Raw genomic sequence first — 18,732 nt, 5'->3', positions numbered from 1 at the left:
AAACCCCTCCATGTCCCACAAGATCCTCATCCTCCCCGGCGATGGCATCGGTCCCGAGATCGTGGCCGAGGCCACGCGCCTGCTCCATGCCCTGAAGGACCGTTTCGCTCTGGCGGTGGAACTGGAAGAGGCCGCCATCGGCGGTGCCGGCTACGACGCCGCCGGCGAGCCGCTCCCCCAGGCCACCCTGGACCTGGCCCGCGAGGCGGACGGCGTGCTGCTGGGGGCCGTGGGCGGCCCGCGGTATGACCAGCTGCCCTGGGAGAAGCGCCCGGAGCGGGGACTTCTGGCCATCCGCTCCCAGCTGGAGCTGTTCGCCAACCTGCGCCCCGCCATCCTCTATCCCCAGCTGGCCTCCGCCTCCGCCCTGAAGCCGGACATCGTCGGCGGCCTGGATCTCATGATCCTGCGGGAGCTCACCGGTGGGGCCTACTTCGGCCAGCCCCGGGGCATCCGCACCCGGGAGGACGGGGTGCGCGAGGGCTTCAATACCCTCATCTACTCCGAGCCGGAGATCGAGCGCATCGCCCGCAGCGGTTTCGAGATCGCCATGAAGCGGGGCCGGCGCCTGTGCTCCGTGGATAAGGCCAATGTGCTGGAGGTCTCACAGTTGTGGCGCGAGGTGGTGGAAAGGGTGGCCAGGGACTACCCGGACGTGGCACTGTCCCACATGTACGTGGACAATGCCGCCATGCAGTTGGTGCGGGCCCCCAAGCAGTTCGACGTCATCGTCACCGAGAACATGTTCGGGGATATCCTCTCGGACGCCGCGGCCATGCTCACCGGGTCCATCGGCATGCTGCCCTCCGCCTCGCTGGATGCCCAGGGCAAGGGGCTCTACGAACCGATCCACGGCTCCGCGCCGGACATCGCCGGCCAGGGCATGGCCAATCCCCTGGCCACGCTCCTGTCCGTGGCCATGATGTTGCGCTACAGCCTGGGCGAGGCGGCCCAGGCGGATCGGGTGGAGGCGGCCGTGGGCCGCGTCCTGGACCAGGGCCAGCGCACGCCGGATATCTGGTCTGAGGGCTGCGCAAAGGTGGGTACCCGGGAGATGGGCGAGGCGGTGGTGGCCGCCCTGGCCGACTGAGGGGCCGCCCCCTTCCCGGCAGGCAGATTTCACGAACGAATCATCCAAGGATCCAACAACCATGAGTCAGACCTTTGATGTGGCCGTCGTCGGCGCTACCGGTGCCGTGGGGGAGGCCATGCTCTCCATCCTCGCCGAGCGCGATCTCCCCCTGGGGGAGGTCCATGCCGTGGCCAGCAGCCGCTCCGCCGGTTCCCGCGTGGCCTTCGGCAAGCGTGAACTGGTGGTGCAGGATCTGGCGGAGTTCGATTTCTCCAAGGTACAGATCGGGCTGTTCTCCCCCGGCGCCTCGGTGTCGAAGGAATACGCCCCCAAGGCCGCCGCCGCCGGTTGCGTGGTGATCGACAACACCTCCCAGTTCCGCTATGACGCCGACATTCCGCTGGTGGTGCCGGAGGTGAACCGCCACGCCGTGGCCGGCTACCGCAACCGGGGCATCATCGCCAACCCCAATTGCTCCACCATCCAGATGCTGGTGGCCCTCAAGCCCATCCACGATGCCGTGGGCATCGAGCGCATCAACGTGGCCACCTACCAGGCGGTGTCCGGCACCGGCAAGGACGCCATCGAGGAACTGGCCACCCAGACGGCCCAGTTGCTCAACGGCCGTCCGGCGGAATGCAGCGTCTATCCCAAGCAGATCGCCTTCAACTGCCTGCCCCATATCGACGTCTTCCAGGAGAACGGGTATACCAAGGAAGAGATGAAGATGGTGTGGGAGACGCGCAAGATCTTCGAGGACGAGCACATCCAGGTGAATCCCACCGCCGTGCGTGTCCCCGTGTTCTATGGTCACTCGGAGGCGGTGCACATCGAGACCCGCGAGAAGATCACGGCGGATCGGGCGCGGGAGCTGCTCATGGCGGCCCCCGGCGTGCAGGTGATGGACGAGCGCGGGGACGGGGGCTATCCCACCGCGGTGACCGAGGCCTCGGCCCACGATCCCGTCTTTGTCGGGCGCATCCGCGAGGACATCTCCCATCCCCGGGGGCTGGATCTGTGGGTGGTGGCCGACAATGTGCGCAAGGGCGCCGCCCTGAACAGTATCCAGATCGCGGAAGTTCTGATAGAAGACTACCTCACGGGGCGCTGAATGGCCCGGCCCGCCGGCACACGGCCGGGTGCGGGGACCTCGGCACCGGAAGGGGAAGGCCCCGGCCTCAAGCGGGGGTGACGACAAGGGGGATTCGGCAGTGCGCAGACTGGCTTTGGGAACGGCGGTGTGGGCCCTGGTCGCGCCGGGATCGACCTTCGGGCTCGGCCTGGGTGAGATCGAGCCCCGCTCGGCATTGAACCAGCCCCTGCGGGCCGAGATCCGCCTGGTCTCCGCGGATCCCCGGGAGGTGGAGGATCTGGTGGTGCGCCTTGCACCGCCTGCCCTGTTCGAGCGCATGGGGATCCCCCGTCCCCCGGTGCTCACGCGGCTCGAATTCGAGCCCGTGGCCCTCCCCGACGGCGGCTACCGCATCCGCGTCACCTCCGATGGCCCCGTGCGCGAACCCTTCCTGAACTTCCTCGTGGAGGCCAGCTGGCCCAACGGCCGGCTGGTGCGCGAGTACACCCTCCTGCTGGATCCCCCCGCCCTGTTCGAGCAGTCCCGGCCGGAGCCCGCCGCCGCCCTTACGGGGCGCGGGGACGACGGCCGCGCCGATGGCGCAGGCGCGGCCGGGGACAGTGCCCTGCCGGAGACCCACCGCGTGCGCGCGGGGGACACCCTCTGGGCCCTGGGGGAGCGTTTCCGTCCCGGCGGGGACGTCACCGTGGAGCAGATGATGATGGCCCTGCTGCGGGCCAATCCCGAGGCCTTCGGCGAGGGGAACATCAACAACCTGCGCCGCGGCCAGGTGCTGCGCATCCCCGGTCGGGACGAGGTGACCCGGCTGTCCCCCGCCGAGGCCCGCCAGGCGGTGGCCCGGCAGAACGCCCTGTGGGAGGACTACCGCCGCCAGGCGGCCGAGGCCCCCCGGCCCCAGACGCCCGCGCAAGGGGAGGGCGGGGACGAGACCCGCCCCACCGCGCAAGGGGAAGAGGGCCCCTCCGCCGAGGAGGCCGCGAGCGGGGAGGGGCAGACCCCCGTCGCCGGTCTGGAGATCGTGGCCCGGGAGGCCCAGGGCGAGGGCGAGGTGGAGCGACTGCAACGGGAACTGGCCCTGGTGCGGGAGACCACCGAATCCCGCCGCCAGGAGGCCCAGGAACTGCGCGAGCGCATCCGTGAGCTGGAATCCCTGCTGGAACGCCAGAGCCGATTGCTCGGGGTGACCAACGAGCAGCTGGCCCGGCTCCAGGCCCGCATGGGGCCGGAAGACACCGCGGCCTCGGAGCCCCCGGCTGTGGAGACCGCCCCGCCGTCCGGGGCTGAATCCCGGGGCGAGGGTGCGACTCCCCCCGCCCCGGACGAGGGCAGCGGGGAGGCCCCGGCCTCCTCCCCGGCGCCGACCCCGTCCCCGGAATCCACTGCGGCTCCGGAGGTGCAGCGCCCGCCCTCCCCGGTGGCCTCGATCCTGCAAAGCCCCACCTTGTTGGGGGGGATCGGTGCGGCGGTGCTCCTCCTCGGGGCCCTGGCCCTGCTGATGCTGCGCCGGCTGCGGGGTGCCGGGGCTGGAGAGCCGGAACGGGAACCGCCCCCGGCCGTCGTGCCCGAACGAGACCGGTCCACCCCCGCCGTGGCGGCGGGGGCCGCCACGGCGGGTCTGGCCGCGGGCGGACCCACGGCCCCCGCCGAGGCCGATCTCAACCGCCCTGCGGGTGAGGACACACAGCACACGGCAACGGAATTCGGGGCCCCCGCCGGGGAGAGCGCCCCGGCCCCCGCGCCCGCCGAGGGGGATGCCGGTGAGGCACCGGCATCCAGGGAAGAGGGGGCCCCGCCCCAGGGGACCCCCACCGCCGCGTCCCAGACCCTGGCCCAGGGACAGAACCCGGACGAGGTCAGCAACGACGACACCATCGCCGAGGCGGACGTGTACCTGGCCTATGGCCTGTATACGCAGGCCCGGGAGCTATTGGAAACGGCCCTGGAAGAGCACCCGGAGCGCCTGGACTATCATTTCAAGCTGGCCGAGACCCATTTCTCCGCCCACGATGCCGATGCCTTCACCCGTGCGGCCACCGCCATGCATGAGCGCCTGGGGGACCGGCCCAGCGCGCTCTGGGAGCGGGTGGTGACCATGGGGCAGGAACTGGCGCCCGAGAACCCCCTCTTCGGTGGCGCCGGGGTCACCGTCCCCGAGGCCCCGGCCGGTGCAACCTCCGCTTCGGGCCCCGGTCTGCGGGACGATCTGGACGAGACCCTGTTGCAGCCCCGCCCGCAGACGGAGGAAGGCCCCGGTTTCGGGTCCCTGGCGCAAGAGGAGGGGGCCGCAACACCCCCCAGCGGGAGGGACGAGGATCGGTCCCCGGGCCTCCCGGCGCTGGAGGATTTCGACCTGGATCTGCCGGAGGACCTGTCCACCGCCGGGACGCAACCCCCGGGGGATACGGACGAGGAGGCCCCCACCCGGTTCCTGGAATCGGGCGCGGACCGCGGGGATACGGCCTCCGGATCCACCCTGCCCACCCTGGAGCTGGAGCGCCCCTCTGGTGGGCCGCTTGGGAAGGAGGAGGAAGGCCAGGCCGGAGCGGCCTCCCGTGGTGAACTCCCCGAACTGGATCTGGACCTGGATCTGGATTCCGCGGGGCTCGGCTTCGAACTGGACGGAGAGGAGTCCCCCACCGATGAGGACAGGGAAGGGGCCGGCCGGGAGGCCTCCTTCACCGAGCCCTCCACCACCCGTTTTGATCTGGAGGATTTCTTCCACGAGGACGAGGCCGGCAGCGCCGGTGACGAGGAATCCCTGGATGAGGAGGATTTCGTCCTGGGGGACGAGATCAGCACCAAGCTGGATCTGGCCCGGGCCTATATCGACATGGGGGACGCCGAAGGGGCACGCACCACCCTGGAGGAGGTCATCGCCGAGGGCAACGAAGAGCAGCAGCAGGAGGCCCGGGAACTGATGCAGCAGATCCCGTGATCGCGACCCGCCCATGCCGTCCCGGCGGGCCGTCCCCCATGCCCGCCCGCTGTTCATGCACGCATATCCAGGCATGCATCCCGCCGTCCGCATCCTGGGGGTGATCCTCTACATCGCCTGCGTGGCCCAGGGGGGCTGGCCCGTGCTGATGGCCGGAGGCGCCCTGGTGGCCGCCGCCCTGGCCCGGCTGGGGCCCCCCGGCCTGCGCCGCTTCGCCGCCATGGCCGCCCGGCTGAAATGGTTCTTCCTCTCCATCGTGCTGGTCTTCGGCTGGTTCACGCCGGGCCTGCCCCTGGCACCGGGCCTCGGCCCCCTGTCCCCCAGCGTCACCGGTGTGCTCCAGGGGCTGGAACGCACCCTGGTGCTGCTGTTGGCGGTGGGGGCCGTGGTGTGGCTGCTGCAGGGCACCTCCCGCGAGCGTCTGGTGCAGGGCCTGCTCTGGCTCACCCGGCCCCTGGCCCGCCTGGCCTTCCCCCGGGAGCGTTTCGCCGTGCGCCTGGTGCTCACCCTGGAGGCCCTGCCGCAGGTGCGCCTGCTGGCCGCGGAGGCCGCCACCTCCGGCGCGCAGGCGGGCGGTCCGCGGCAACGCCTGCGGCGGCTGGGGGACCGGGCCGCCGACCTGTTCCACCGCGTCTTGCAGGCGGCGGAGGAGGCCCCCCTGGACCCCATCCGCCTGCCGTCCGAGGCCCCGCCCGCGCCCCGGCACTGGCTGGCCCTGGCGTTGGTCATCCTGCCCCTGGCCCTCCTGGCCCTGGCGGGATGAGGGCCTTGATGGCCCCCGAGGCCGGCGGCGGGTACAATCCCGCCTCCCATGCGGTGCCCACGGCAATCCCCCTTGCTCCATGACTGATTCCCTGCAGCGTCTGGCCATTGGCCTTGAATACGACGGTTCCGGTTTCCGGGGCTGGCAGATCCAGCGGGAGGCCCGCACCCTGCAGGCCCAGGTGCAAAAGGCCCTCTCCCGGGTGGCGGACGAGCCGGTGGAGGTGACCTGTGCCGGGCGTACCGATGCCGGGGTCCACGCCACGGGGCAGGTGATCCACTTCGACACCCGTGCCGTGCGTCCGCCCCGGGCCTGGCTCCTGGGGGGCAACAGCCATCTCTCCCCCGAACTCAGCTTCCACTGGGTACGGCCCGTGCCCGGGGATTTCCACGCCCGCTTCTCCGCCCGCTGGCGCCGCTACCGGTACATCATCCTCTGCCGTACCACGCGCCCGGCGATCCTGCGCCGCCGGGTCACCTGGACCCACCGCCCCCTGGACGCCGGGGTCATGGATCGGGCCGCGCGCCTGCTCCTGGGGGAGCACGACTTCACCAGCTTCCGCGCCCGGGGCTGCCAGGCGCGCACCCCGGTGCGCACGGTGGAGGAGATCGGCGTCCACCGCAGCGGTGACTTCATCCACCTGGACATCCGCGCCAACGCCTTCCTGCACCACATGGTGCGCAACATCGCCGGGGTGCTCATGGCCATCGGCCGCGGCGAGCGGGAGGTGGAGTGGGTGCAGGAACTGCTGCGGGTGCGGGACCGGGATCAGGCGGGGGTGACCGCGCCCCCGGACGGTCTGTATCTGGTGCAGGTGGGCTACGACCCGCGCTTTGATCTGCAGCCGCCGGCGATCCTCCCCACCTACGGCTGAAGGCCACGGTGTGGTTAATCCCGTGCGCGGTTTTCTGATACGCTTCAAGGTTTGGACCACTGCAGCGGACGGCCATGCGTACCCGTGTCAAGATCTGCGGCATCACCCGCGAGGCGGACGCCAGGGCCGCCGTGGCGGCCGGCTGTGACGCCGTGGGCCTGGTGCTCCACGCGCCAAGCCCCCGGGCCGTGACCCTGGAGCAGGCGGGGTTGATCCTGGCGCAGCTGCCCCCCTTCGTCACCCGCGTGGGGCTGTTCATGGACGCCGGGACGGATGCGGTGCAAGCGGCGCTGGAGGCCCTGCCCCTGGATCTTCTGCAGTTCCATGGCCACGAGCCCCCCGAGGCCTGCGACGCCTTCGGCATGGACTACCTCAAGGCGGTGCCCATGGCCGAGCCCGGCTGGGCGCGGGCCTTCATGGCCCGCTATCCCCGGGCCCGGGGCTTTTTGCTGGACAGCCACGGCCCGGGGCAGGCGGGGGGGACCGGCCGCACCTTCGACTGGGCGTCCTGGCCCGGCGACGTGGACCGGCCCCTGATCCTGGCCGGCGGGCTCCATCCGGACAACGTGGCCGCAGCCATCGCCCGCACCCGCCCCTGGGCCGTGGACGTGAGCAGCGGCGTGGAGGCGGCCCCCGGGATCAAGGACCCCGGGCGCATCACCCGATTCATGAGCGAGGTACGACGTGTCGACCGAGAATCAGCAGACGCCTGATTGGGGCGCCTTCCCCGACGCCCGCGGGCACTTTGGCCCCTATGGCGGCCGCTTCGTGTCCGAGACCCTGATGGAGCCCCTGCTGGAACTGGAGGCGGCCTATCGCAAGTATCTCGGCGACGCGGACTTCCTGGCGGAACTGGACCGGGACCTGGCCCAGTACGTGGGCCGCCCCAGCCCCCTCTACCTGGCGGAGCGCCTGAGCCGCGAACTGGGCGGGGCGCGGATCTATCTCAAGCGGGAGGATCTCAACCACACCGGCGCCCACAAGGTGAACAACACCATCGGCCAGGCCCTCCTCGCCAAGCGCATGGGCAAGACCCGCATCATCGCCGAGACCGGCGCCGGCCAGCACGGCGTGGCCACCGCCACGGTGGCGGCCCGCCTGGGGCTGGAGTGCGTCATCTACATGGGGGCGGAGGACATCCAGCGCCAGTCCCCCAACGTCTACCGCATGCGCCTGCTGGGGGCCGAGGTGGTGCCGGTTTCCTCCGGCTCGCGCACCCTCAAGGACGCCCTCAACGAGGCCATGCGCGACTGGGTGACCCACGTGGACGATACCTTCTACATCATCGGCACGGTGGCGGGGCCCCATCCCTATCCCGCCATGGTGCGGGACTTCCAGGCGGTGATCGGGCGCGAGGCCCGGGCCCAGTACCTGGAGGCCACCGGGCAACTGCCCGATGCCCTGGTGGCCTGTGTCGGCGGCGGCTCCAACGCCATCGGCCTGTTCCATCCCTTCCTGGACGACGCCGGGGTGGCCATGTACGGCGCCGAGGCGGCGGGGGAGGGCATCGACAGCGGCCATCACTCCGCCCCCCTGTGCGCCGGCCGCCCGGGGGTGCTGCACGGCAACCGCACCTATCTCATGGAGGACGCCGACGGCCAGATCACCGAGACCCACTCCGTCTCCGCCGGTCTGGACTACCCGGGTGTGGGCCCGGAGCACGCCTGGCTCAAGGACACCGGCAGGGTGCAGTACGTGCCGGTGACCGACCGGGAGGCCCTGGAGGGCTTCCACCGCCTCACCCGCACCGAGGGGATCATCCCCGCCCTGGAGTCCAGCCATGCCATCGCCCAGGTGATGAAGCTGGCGCCGACCCTGGGCCCCGATCAGGGCATCATCGTCAACCTGTCGGGCCGTGGCGACAAGGACATCAACACCGTGGCCCGCATGGAGGGCATCGAACTGTGAGCCGCATCGCCGCCCGTTTCGAAGCCCTCGCGGCCCAGGGCCGCAAGGCGCTGATCCCCTACGTCACCGCCGGTGATCCGGACCCGGACAACACCGTGCCCCTGATGCACGCCATGGTGCAGGCGGGGGCCGATATCATCGAGCTGGGGGTGCCGTTCTCCGACCCCATGGCCGACGGTCCCGTCATCCAGCAGGCCTGCGAGCGGGCCCTGAAGCACCACGTGAGCCTGCGGCGCGTGCTGGAGATGGTGCGCGCCTTCCGCCGCGACGACCCCGATACCCCGGTGGTGCTCATGGGCTATCTCAATCCGGTGGAGGCCATGGGGTACGAGACCCTGGCCGCCGAGGCCGCCGCGGCGGGCGTGGACGGCCTGCTCACCGTGGACCTGCCGCCGGAGGAGAGCGAGGACCTGGCGGCCTGTCTCCAGGGCCACGGGGTGGATCCTATCTTCCTGCTGGCCCCCACCAGCAACGAGGCGCGTATGGACGCCATCTGCCGCGCGGCCTCGGGATTCGTCTATTACGTCTCCCTCAAGGGGGTCACCGGCGCCGCCACCCTGGACGTGGACGGGGTCGCCCGGCGGGTGGAGGGCATCCGCCGCCACACCGGCCTGCCGGTGGGGGTGGGCTTTGGTATCCGCGACGCCGCCACCGCCGCCCGCGTCTCCCGCGTGGCCGATGCGGTGGTGGTGGGCAGCGCCCTGGTGCAGCAGGTGGCGGCCCATGTGGACGACCCCGCCGCCGGCCGCGCCGCCGTGGCGGCCCTGCTGGGGGAGATGCGCCAGGCGATGGATTCGACAGACTGACCCCGCGCCCACTGCCGAGATGAAGACGACGCCCATGAGCTGGTTTGAGAAACTCGTACCCACCCGCATCCGCACCGACGCCACCAACAAGCGCGCCGTGCCCGAGGGCCTCTGGCTGCGCTGCGAGGGCTGCTCCGCCACCCTCTACCGCCCGGAGGTGGACCGCAATCTGGATGTCTGCCCCAAGTGTGGCCATCACATGCGCATCAGCGCACGGCGCCGCCTGGAGACCTTCCTGGACGCGGGGGAGCGGCACGAGATCGGCGCCCAGATCGAGCCCGTGGACATGCTCAAGTTCCGCGACAGCAAGCGCTATCGCGACCGCCTGCAGGCCGCGCAGAAGAGCACCGGCGAGAAGGATGCCCTGGTGGTGATGCAGGGTGCGGTGGAGGGGGTGCCCGTGGTGGCCGCCGCCTTCGACTTCCACTTCATGGGCGGATCCATGGGCTCCGTGGTGGGGGAACGCTTCGTGCGCGGCGTCAACGCCGCCCGCGAGGCGGGCATCCCCCTGGTGTGCTTCTCCGCCAGCGGCGGCGCGCGCATGCAGGAGGCCCTGTTCTCCCTCATGCAGATGGCCAAGACCAGCGCCGCCCTGGCGCGCCTGCGCGAGAGCGGCCTGCCCTATATCTCCGTCATGACCGATCCCACCATGGGCGGGGTCTCCGCCAGTCTGGCCACCCTGGGGGACATCAACGCCGCCGAGCCCGGGGCCCTCATCGGCTTCGCCGGCCCCCGGGTGATCAAGCAGACCGTGCGCGAGACCCTGCCCGAGGGCTTCCAGCGGGCGGAATTCCTGCTGGAGCACGGCGCCATCGACATGATCATCGACCGCCGCGAGATGCGCTCGCGCCTGTCCTCGCTGCTGGCCATCCTCACCCATCGCAGCGTGCGTGAGCAGGGCGGGGAGGTCGCCGCGGAGACGGCCCCCGCCGACCCCTCCGGCGAGACGGCCCCCGCCCTGCCCGAGGCGGAGACCGGCGCCGGGGACGAGGAGGCCCGGGAGCGGCCACAGGGGCAGGAGAAGGACGCCCCATGAGCGGACCGGCCGCCCTCCAACCCCGGCACGACACGCTGCAGGATTGGCTGCACTGGCAGGAACGCCTGCATGTGCGGCCCATCGACCTGGGCCTGGAGCGGGTGGGCCGGGTGGCGGACGCCATGGGGCTGCGCCCGGCCTGCGCCCCGGTGATCACCGTGGGGGGGACCAACGGCAAGGGCTCCACCGTGGCCTTCCTGGAGGCCATCTACCGCGCCGCGGGCTACCGCGTGGGCACCTACACCTCGCCGCACCTGCTGCGCTACAACGAGCGCGTGCGCATCGACGGGGCGGCGGTGGACGATGCGGCCCTGTGTCAGGCCTTCGCCGCCATCGACGCCGCCCGCGGCGACACCAGCCTCAGCTACTTCGAGTTCGGTACCCTGGCGGCCCTGTGGCTGTTCGCCCGCGCCCCGGTGGACGTCATGCTGCTGGAGGTAGGTCTGGGGGGGCGCCTGGACGCGGTGAACATCCTGGATGCGGACGTGGCCGTGGTCACCGCCGTGGGCCTGGATCACCAGCAATTCCTGGGCGACGACCGCGAGCAGATCGGCTTCGAGAAGGCGGGCATCTTCCGCGCCGGGGCGCCGGCGGTGTGCGGCGACGCGGACCCGCCCGAGCGCCTGCTGCAACACGCCCGCGACCTGGGTACGGCCCTGAGCCGCATCGGCGAGGACTACGGCGTGGAGCGGGTGGAGGCGCACGGGGCATGGACCTACCAGGGCATGGGCATGACCCTGGAGGCCCTGCCGCCCCCGGGCCTGCCCGGGGCCGTGCAGCACGGCAATGCCGCCACCGCCATCAGCGCCGCCCTGCTGCTGGAGGACCTGCTGCCCCTTACCGAGCGCGCCGTGCGCGACGGCATCGCCGGGGCCCGCCTGCCGGCGCGGCTGCAATGCCTGCACGCGCGCCCGGCGGTGTGGCTGGACGTGGCCCACAACCCCCAGGCCGCGGCGATGCTGGCCGCGCACCTGGCGCAGACCCCCTGCAGCGGCCGCACCCTGGCGGTGATGGGGGTGATGGCGGACAAGGATGTGCCCGGCATCCTGGCGCCGCTCATGCCCCGGGTGCAGGTCTGGCACCTGGGCGAATTGGATCTGGAACGGGCCTTGGACCCGAGCATCCTGGCGGCCCATGTGCGCGCCGCGGGCGCGGACGCGGTCCAGGTCCATGCCGGCATCCGTGACGCCTGTCGCGCCGCGCTGTTGCAGGCCGGGCCCGGGGACCGCATCATGGCCTTCGGTTCGTTCCATGTCGCCTCCGCCCTGTTGCAGGGTCCGTTTCCCTGGGCGCACGGGGAACCGGCGGCCTGAATGTCTCTCCAATCCGGCAGGGGGCGGCGGCCCGACTCGCGCCGTGGTAGCCTGAGCCCTCAGCGCCCGTTTCCCATCATTCCCCACACGACAGAAGGAGATCGTCCCGTGAGCAAGATCGATATCGGCATCAACGAGCAGGATCGGGTGAAGATCGCCGAGGGCCTCAAGCGCCTGCTGGCGGATTCCTACACCCTCTACCTGCAGACCCATAACTTCCACTGGAACGTGGTGGGGCCGCAGTTCCGCGAACTGCACATGATGTTCGAGGAACACTACACCGAACTGGCCACCGCCGTGGACGACATCGCCGAGCGCATCCGCACCCTGGATGTCCCGGCCCCCGGCACCTACAAGCAGTTCGCCAGCCTGAGCTCCATCGAGGAGGTGGAAGGCATCCCCTCCGGCAAGGAGATGGTGGACCTCCTCACCCATGGCCACGAGCAGGTGGTGAAGACGGGTCGCGAGGTCCTGAAGATGGCCCAGGACGCCGATGACGAGTCCACCGCCGCCCTGGTTTCCGACCGCATGCGGGTCCATGAGAAGACGGCCTGGATGCTGCGCGCCCTGAACCAGTGATCCTCCAGGGCCCCTCCGCCCGCCGGAGGGGCCCGTTTCGTCCCGGCACCTACCGGGACCCTGCCCGTATCGAAACCCTGCCGTGGAAGCAGCCTTGAAACAACGTCTGGTCGGGGCGGCCGTACTCATTGCCCTGGCGGTGATCTTCCTGCCCGTGGTGCTGGACGGATCGGGCTACCATGCCCGCCTGGAGGCCCCGGCGGAGGTGCCCCCGGAGCCGGCCTTTCACCGCCCGCTGCCGTCGCGGCCCCAGGACGGGGCCGGCCAAGGCGTATCCCCCCCGGCCCGGGGCGAGAGCAGGGCGGGCGAGGTCCGCCCGCTGCCAGGGCAGGGGGGCGAGGCGGGGCCGCCGCAGACCCGGGAGGGGGCCGCCGAACCCGTGGCCACCGGCTGGGTGGTCCAGGTGGGCAGTTTCAGCCATCGGGATAACGCCGTGGCGGAGCGGGAGCGGCTGCGGGCCGCCGGGTTTCCCGCCTTTCTGGAACGCACCGAGGCGGAGGGTCGGGTCCTGCACCGAGTCAAGGTGGGGCCGGAGCTGGACCGCCGCGCCGCCGAGCGCCTCAAGGAGCGCTTGGAGGAGACCATGGAACGTTCGGGCATCCTGGTCCAACACCCCTGATGTCCCTGGCCATCCGATCCGGCCGGGCAACGGCATCCCCGCATCCCGGCCCGCCGGCCGGGGCGATCTTTGTTAAAATTCCTGTCACGCAGCCGCGACCCCCATGGACATGATCTGGATCGATATCGCCATCCTGGCCGTCATCGCCCTCTCGGCGGTCATCAGCCTCTTCCGGGGCTTTGTCAAAGAGGCCATCTCCCTGACCACCTGGGTTTTGGCCTTCGTCCTGGCCCTGAGCCAGGGGGCACCCCTGGGTCAGATGCTGCCCCTGGGGGTGGAGGACGCCACCCTGCAGGCGGTCATCGGCTTCGCTATCCTCTTCATCCTGGTCCTCCTGGCGGGGGGGGTGATCAATGTCCTGGCGGGACAGCTGGTGAAACGCACCGGCCTTTCGGGCACCGACCGCAGCATCGGCGTGGTCTTCGGCCTGGCCCGGGGCGTGGCCATCGTGGCGGTGGTGGTGCTGCTGGCGGGGCTCACGGTGATGCCCGAGGAACCCTGGTGGGAGGCCAGCCGCTTCCTGCCCCAGTTCGAGCGCCTGGCCCTGTGGCTGCGGGATCTGCTGCCGCCGGAACTGGCGGAGAACTTCGTCTTTGAGACCCCGCTCGCCGTACCCGAACCCGCTCCCGCTTCAGAACCCGAATCCCCCTTCACCCCGTAAGAGAGACCATCATGTGCGGAATCGTCGGAATCGTCGGTCGCAGCCCGGTCAACCAGGCGCTGTACGACGCCCTCCTGGTGTTGCAGCACCGCGGCCAGGACGCAGCCGGCATCGTCACCTGTGACCATGGTGGACACCTGCACCTGCGCAAGGACAACGGCCTGGTGCGGGATGTCTTCAACGAGCAGCACATGCGCAACCTCACCGGCCATATGGGCATCGGCCACGTGCGCTACCCCACCGCCGGCAGTTCCTCCTCCGCCGAGGCCCAGCCCTTCTACGTGAACTCCCCCTACGGCATCACCCTGGGCCACAACGGCAACCTCACCAACGCCCCCGAACTCAAGAGCGAGCTCTTCGTCCAGGACCGGCGGCACATCAACACCGAATCCGACTCCGAGATCCTGCTCAATATCCTGGCCCAGGAGCTGATCCGCCACGACGGTCTGGCCGTCACCCACGAGGAGGTCTTCGACGCCGTGAGCGGCGTACACCGCCGCTGCCAGGGGGCCTATGCCGTGGTGGCCATGATCGCCGGCCGGGGCGTGCTGGGCTTTCGCGACCCCCACGGCATCCGCCCGGTGGTGTTCGGGCGCCGCGACACCCCCGACGGGCCCGAGTACATGGTGGCCTCGGAGAGCGTCGCCCTGGACACCCTGGGGTTTGAACTGGTGCGGGACCTGGACCCGGGGGAGGCGGTGTACATCGAGAGCGACGGCACGCTGCATACGCGCCAGTGCGCCCCGTCCCCGTCCCTGACCCCCTGCATCTTCGAATTCGTCTACTTCGCCCGGCCCGACTCGGTCATCGACGACGTGGTGGTGCACCGCGCCCGCATGCGCATGGGCACGCGCCTGGGGCGCAAGATCCTGCGGGAGTGGCCGGACCACGACATCGATGTCATCATCCCCATCCCCGACACCGGCCGCACCATGGCCATCGAGATGGCCCACGAACTCAACGTGAAGTACCGCGAGGGCTTCATCAAGAACCGCTACATCGGCCGCACCTTCATCATGCCCGGGCAGACCCAGCGGCGGAAATCCGTGCGCCAGAAGCTCAATGCCATCGGCCTGGAGTTCAAGGGCAAGAACGTCATGCTGGTGGACGATTCCATCGTGCGCGGCACCACCTCCCGGGAGATCGTCCTCATGGCCCGGGAGTCCGGGGCGCGGAAGGTCTACTTCGCCTCGGCGGCCCCGCCGGTGCGTTATCCCAACGTCTACGGCATCGACATGCCCGCCGCCAGCGAACTCATCGCCCATGGCCGCAGCGAGGCGGAGGTGTGCGAGGCCATCGCCGCCGACCGCCTCATCTACCAGGACCTGGACGACCTGGTGGGGGCCGTGCGCAAGGGCAACCCGAGGCTGCAGCACTTCGACTGCTCCGTGTTCACCGGCGACTATGTCACCCCCGTCACCCCGGAATACCTGGAACAATTGCAGGCCCGGCGCAACGATCTGGCCAAGAAGAAGAAGGAACGCAAGTACGCCAACCTCGATCTGTACAACAACGCCTGACATGGCAAGACGCGCGATCCTGCAGATGGCCCTGGCGCTGCTGGCGGTGTGGTCCTCCGCCGCGGGCGCTGGCTGGTATCTGGACACCTTCTCCCCGGAGGCCTCCATGGAATCCTGGTATCGACCCGTTCTCCAGCGCCTGGAGGAACGCTTCCCCCAATACTTCGTGGCCGATCCCGTGGCCGTGGTGCGCACCGATGAGCAGCGGCTGTACGTGATCCGCCAGGGGGAGATCCAGGCCAGCTACCCGGTATCCACCTCCCGTTTTGGCCTGGGCAACGAGGACGGCAGCCTCAAGACCCCCCTCGGGGTGCACCGCATCCAGCAGAAGATCGGCGCCGATGCCCCCGTGGGCGCCGTCTTCGTGGCGCGGGAGCCCACGGGGGAGACCACCCCCATCGTCACCGAGCCCCGGCGCACCGAGGGGGACCACATCACCACCCGCATCCTGCGCCTGGAGGGGTTGGAGCAGGGGGTGAACCGGGGGCAGGGGATCGACTCCCTGGAGCGCCACATCTACATCCACGGCACCGACGAGGAAGGCCTCATCGGCCGCCCCGCCTCCCAGGGCTGCGTGCGCATGACCAACGCGGACGTCATGGACCTGTTTGATACCATGCCGGAAGGGGCCCTGGTGGTCATCCACCAAGGCCAGGACGAAAGACCCCGCTGAACCCCTCGGGATCCGGGCCCGCCCTGCAACGGAGAGACGCGAGATGATGACCGAATACGTCATGGCCGGCCGCCTCAAGGTGGCCGCCGAGCTGCACGCCTTCATCGAGAACGAGGCCCTGCCGGGCACGGGCATCGCCTCCGAGGCCTTCTGGGCCGGCCTGGACGCCCTCATCCACGACCTCGCCCCGCGCAACCGGGAACTCCTGGCCCGGCGCGAGGAACTCCAATCGCGCATCGACGCCTGGCACCGGGAGCATCCGGGCCCGGTGGACCCCGCCGCCTACCGCGCCTTTTTGGAGGAGATCGGCTACCTGGAGCCGGAGGGGGCCCCGGTGCAGATCACCACCCAGGATGTCGATCCGGAGATCGCCACCCAGGCCGGCCCCCAGCTGGTGGTGCCGGTGATGAACCCCCGCTACGCCTTAAACGCCGTCAACGCCCGCTGGGGCAGCCTCTACGACGCCCTCTATGGCACCGACGCCCTCCCCGAGGACGACGGCTGCCAGCGGGGCGCGCAGTACAACCCCCGCCGCGGGGAGCGGGTCATCCGCCGCGCCCGGGACTTCCTGGATGAGACCGTGCCCCTGGTCACCGGCAGCCACCACGAAGCCCGCCGTTACGCCGTGGTGGACGGCGTGCTGCAGGTGACCCTGGAGGACGGCACGGCCACCACCCTGCAGACCCCGGCCCAATTCCGGGGCTACCGGGGCGAGCCCCAGGCCCCCGAGGCGGTGCTGCTGGAACACCACGGCATCCACTTCGAGATCCAGTTCGACCCGCAGCACCCCATCGGCCGCAGCGACCCCGCCGGCATCAAGGACCTGCTCATGGAGGCGGCCCTGACCACCATCATGGACTGCGAGGACTCCGTGGCCGCGGTGGACGCCGAGGACAAGGTCAGCGTCTACCGCAACTGGCTGGGCCTGATGAAGGGGGATCTCACCACCTCCTTCGACAAGGGCGGCCGCACCGTGGAACGGTCCATGCACCCGGACCGGGAGTACACCACCCCCGAGGGCGGACGCCTCGTCCTGCACGGTCGCTCCCTCATGTTCGTGCGCAACGTGGGGCACCTGATGGCCCTCAACGCCGTCCTGGACCAGGACGAGCACCCGGTGCCCGAGGGCATCCTGGACGGCATGATCACCAGCCTCATCGCCCTGCACGACCTGCGCGGCCAGGGCCCCCTGCGCAACTCCCGTGCCGGTTCGGTGTACATCGTCAAGCCCAAGATGCACGGCCCCCAGGAGGCCGCCTTCACCAACACCCTGTTCGCACGCATCGAGGACGCCCTGGGCCTGGCGCGCAACACCCTCAAGGTGGGCCTCATGGACGAGGAGCGGCGCACCACTGTCAACCTCCAGGCCTGCATCCGCGAGGTGCGCGAGCGCCTGGTGTTCATCAACACCGGCTTCCTGGACCGCACCGGCGACGAGATCCACACCGACATGGAGGCGGGCCCCATGCTGCGCAAGGGCGAGATGAAGTCCGCCCGCTGGCTGCAGGCCTACGAGGACTGGAACGTGGACGTGGGCCTGGCCTGCGGCCTCCGGGGCCGGGCCCAGATCGGCAAGGGCATGTGGGCCATGCCCGACCGCATGGCGGATATGCTCCAGCAGAAGGTGGCCCATCCCCGGGCCGGGGCCAACACCGCCTGGGTGCCGTCCCCCACGGCGGCGGTGCTCCACGCCCTGCATTACCACCAGGTGGACGTGGCCCAGGTCCAGGCCCAGCTGGCCGGCACCCGCCGCGCCACCCTGGACGACATCCTCACCCTGCCGGTGGAGAACGATCCCCGCTGGACCCCCGAAGAGATCCAGCAGGAACTGGACAACAACGCCCAGGGCATCCTGGGCTACGTGGTGCGCTGGATCGACCAGGGCATCGGCTGCTCCAAGGTGCCGGACATCAACAACGTGGGCCTGATGGAAGACCGGGCCACCCTGCGCATCTCCAGCCAGCACATCGCCAACTGGCTGCACCACGGCATCTGCAACGACGCCCAGGTGGTGGAGACCCTCAAGCGCATGGCCCGGGTGGTGGATGCGCAAAACGACGATGACCCCGCCTACCGCCCCATGGCCGACGACTTCGACGCCTCCGTGGCCTTCCAGGCCGCCTGCGACCTCATCTTCCGCGGCCGGGAACAACCCAACGGCTACACCGAACCGGTGCTCCACCGCCGGCGCATCGAGGCCAAGGCCAAGGCAGGGGGCTAAGGGCCGCAGGCCGGTCCACAGCCCAGGTCGTTACAGATCTGCAAGATCCCCCGGCGGCCATGGCAACGCCGCCGGGGTCTAAGGATAAAAATCCCTGCCCATGCCTTGATGCCCGGATGGCCGCTGTGGCATAAAGAATGAGACCGATGCACGGTCATTGCACGGAGCACCATCATGCACAAGGAAAGTCCGCACCCCATCGCCGCCCATAGACCCTCCCGCCAGGGCGCGATTCAGTCCCATCGGTTGATCAACCCTGAATGCAGATCCTTCAGCAGCGGAGAAATATCCGTTGTGGAGAGGGGTGTGTTTTCGTGTGTGTCGCTTGGGGTCCTGAATTCACAGAATAAGCGCAACGCCTGAAAGGATAGAGGGAACCGCTAATAATTTCATTTTTTTGAAATCGACGCCCAATAGAATCAATGGGTTGCTTGGGGAGGTAAGCAATTGATAGAGGCCTCCTTATACAGAATCTGTATAGCGGTATCCGTCCGGTAGCCCCCGTATAGCCAGCCGTCAGTCGGGGCTGGCATGCTCCCCGCAACTCTGGGCCAGCGGTGCCCAGTGATAGGGCAGCAGTTCTTGGAGGCGATTGGCGGGATGATCCTGGATGCGCTCAAGCACATCGATCAGATAGTGACGGGGGTTCACCCCGTTCT

At 70.0% G+C, this 18,732-nt stretch carries 17 protein-coding genes; 16 read left to right on the top strand and 1 reads right to left on the bottom strand.

The features are described 5' to 3' along the window. Window positions 1-10 precede the first annotated feature (10 nt). The 16 genes from leuB to BM214_RS11340 all read left to right on the top strand — a co-directional run bounded on the left by leuB (window position 11) and on the right by BM214_RS11340 (window position 18,073). A complete protein-coding gene (leuB, locus tag BM214_RS11415) occupies window positions 11-1,090 on the top strand; it encodes a 3-isopropylmalate dehydrogenase (protein WP_090487293.1) in 1,080 nt (359 codons plus the stop codon). 61 nt (window positions 1,091-1,151) lie between these two features. Further along, window positions 1,152-2,183 carry an aspartate-semialdehyde dehydrogenase gene (locus BM214_RS11410; protein ID WP_090487290.1) on the top strand — a complete coding sequence of 344 codons (1,032 nt, stop codon included), beginning with the start codon at window positions 1,152-1,154 and terminating at the stop codon, window positions 2,181-2,183. Window positions 2,184-2,310: 127 nt separating this feature from the next. Next, window positions 2,311-5,100, top strand: a complete 2,790-nt coding sequence (locus BM214_RS11405; protein WP_090487287.1) for a FimV/HubP family polar landmark protein — start codon at window positions 2,311-2,313, stop codon at window positions 5,098-5,100. A 73-nt stretch (window positions 5,101-5,173) separates the two neighbouring features. Next, on the top strand, window positions 5,174-5,863 hold the full coding sequence (locus BM214_RS11400; RefSeq protein WP_143096393.1) for an energy-coupling factor transporter transmembrane component T family protein: 690 nt from the start codon (window positions 5,174-5,176) through the stop codon (window positions 5,861-5,863). 79 nt (window positions 5,864-5,942) lie between these two features. Next, complete coding sequence (gene truA / locus BM214_RS11395; RefSeq protein ID WP_177217663.1) at window positions 5,943-6,737, top strand: tRNA pseudouridine(38-40) synthase TruA; 795 nt, start codon at window positions 5,943-5,945, stop codon at window positions 6,735-6,737. A 74-nt stretch (window positions 6,738-6,811) separates the two neighbouring features. Then, on the top strand, window positions 6,812-7,450 hold the full coding sequence (locus tag BM214_RS11390) for a phosphoribosylanthranilate isomerase (protein ID WP_090487282.1): 639 nt from the start codon (window positions 6,812-6,814) through the stop codon (window positions 7,448-7,450). Then, window positions 7,422-8,645 carry a tryptophan synthase subunit beta gene (gene trpB, locus BM214_RS11385; RefSeq protein ID WP_090487279.1) on the top strand — a complete coding sequence of 408 codons (1,224 nt, stop codon included), beginning with the start codon at window positions 7,422-7,424 and terminating at the stop codon, window positions 8,643-8,645. Before BM214_RS11390 ends, trpB begins: the two co-directional genes overlap by 29 nt. Then, window positions 8,642-9,451, top strand: a complete 810-nt coding sequence (gene trpA / locus BM214_RS11380; RefSeq protein ID WP_090487276.1) for a tryptophan synthase subunit alpha — start codon at window positions 8,642-8,644, stop codon at window positions 9,449-9,451. The genes trpB and trpA overlap by 4 nt, the downstream gene beginning before the upstream one ends. Window positions 9,452-9,485: 34 nt before the next feature. Next, window positions 9,486-10,487, top strand: a complete 1,002-nt coding sequence (gene accD, locus BM214_RS11375; RefSeq protein WP_090487273.1) for an acetyl-CoA carboxylase, carboxyltransferase subunit beta — start codon at window positions 9,486-9,488, stop codon at window positions 10,485-10,487. Beyond that, window positions 10,484-11,800, top strand: coding sequence for a bifunctional tetrahydrofolate synthase/dihydrofolate synthase (folC, locus tag BM214_RS11370; protein WP_090487270.1), 1,317 nt, complete (start codon window positions 10,484-10,486; stop codon window positions 11,798-11,800). The genes accD and folC overlap by 4 nt, the downstream gene beginning before the upstream one ends. Before the next feature lie 108 nt (window positions 11,801-11,908). Beyond that, a complete protein-coding gene (locus BM214_RS11365) occupies window positions 11,909-12,379 on the top strand; it encodes a Dps family protein (RefSeq protein ID WP_090487267.1) in 471 nt (156 codons plus the stop codon). 94 nt (window positions 12,380-12,473) lie between these two features. After that, window positions 12,474-12,998, top strand: coding sequence for an SPOR domain-containing protein (locus BM214_RS11360; protein WP_244887991.1), 525 nt, complete (start codon window positions 12,474-12,476; stop codon window positions 12,996-12,998). Window positions 12,999-13,107: 109 nt separating this feature from the next. After that, window positions 13,108-13,659, top strand: coding sequence for a CvpA family protein (locus tag BM214_RS11355; protein ID WP_090487331.1), 552 nt, complete (start codon window positions 13,108-13,110; stop codon window positions 13,657-13,659). Window positions 13,660-13,670: 11 nt separating this feature from the next. Beyond that, window positions 13,671-15,179: an amidophosphoribosyltransferase gene (gene purF / locus BM214_RS11350; RefSeq protein WP_090487261.1), complete on the top strand. Its 1,509-nt coding sequence runs from the start codon at window positions 13,671-13,673 to the stop codon at window positions 15,177-15,179. A 106-nt stretch (window positions 15,180-15,285) separates the two neighbouring features. Then, window positions 15,286-15,852 (top strand): L,D-transpeptidase, encoded by a 567-nt coding sequence (locus tag BM214_RS11345; RefSeq protein ID WP_090487328.1) that lies wholly within the window; start codon window positions 15,286-15,288, stop codon window positions 15,850-15,852. A gap of 46 nt (window positions 15,853-15,898) precedes the next feature. Further along, window positions 15,899-18,073: a malate synthase G gene (locus BM214_RS11340; protein ID WP_090487325.1), complete on the top strand. Its 2,175-nt coding sequence runs from the start codon at window positions 15,899-15,901 to the stop codon at window positions 18,071-18,073. A 516-nt stretch (window positions 18,074-18,589) separates the two neighbouring features. Here the strand turns inward: BM214_RS11340 and BM214_RS11335 are convergent. Then, window positions 18,590-18,732, bottom strand: a 143-nt coding sequence (locus BM214_RS11335; protein ID WP_143096381.1) for a transposase domain-containing protein, incomplete at its 5' end; no start/stop codon positions are given.

This window comes from Ectothiorhodospira mobilis (assembly GCF_900114895.1).
Classification (GTDB): Bacteria; Pseudomonadota; Gammaproteobacteria; order Ectothiorhodospirales; family Ectothiorhodospiraceae; genus Ectothiorhodospira; species Ectothiorhodospira mobilis_A.
Note: the sequence above shows the minus strand (reverse complement) of the source record. Positions and strands in the feature narration are given on the sequence as shown.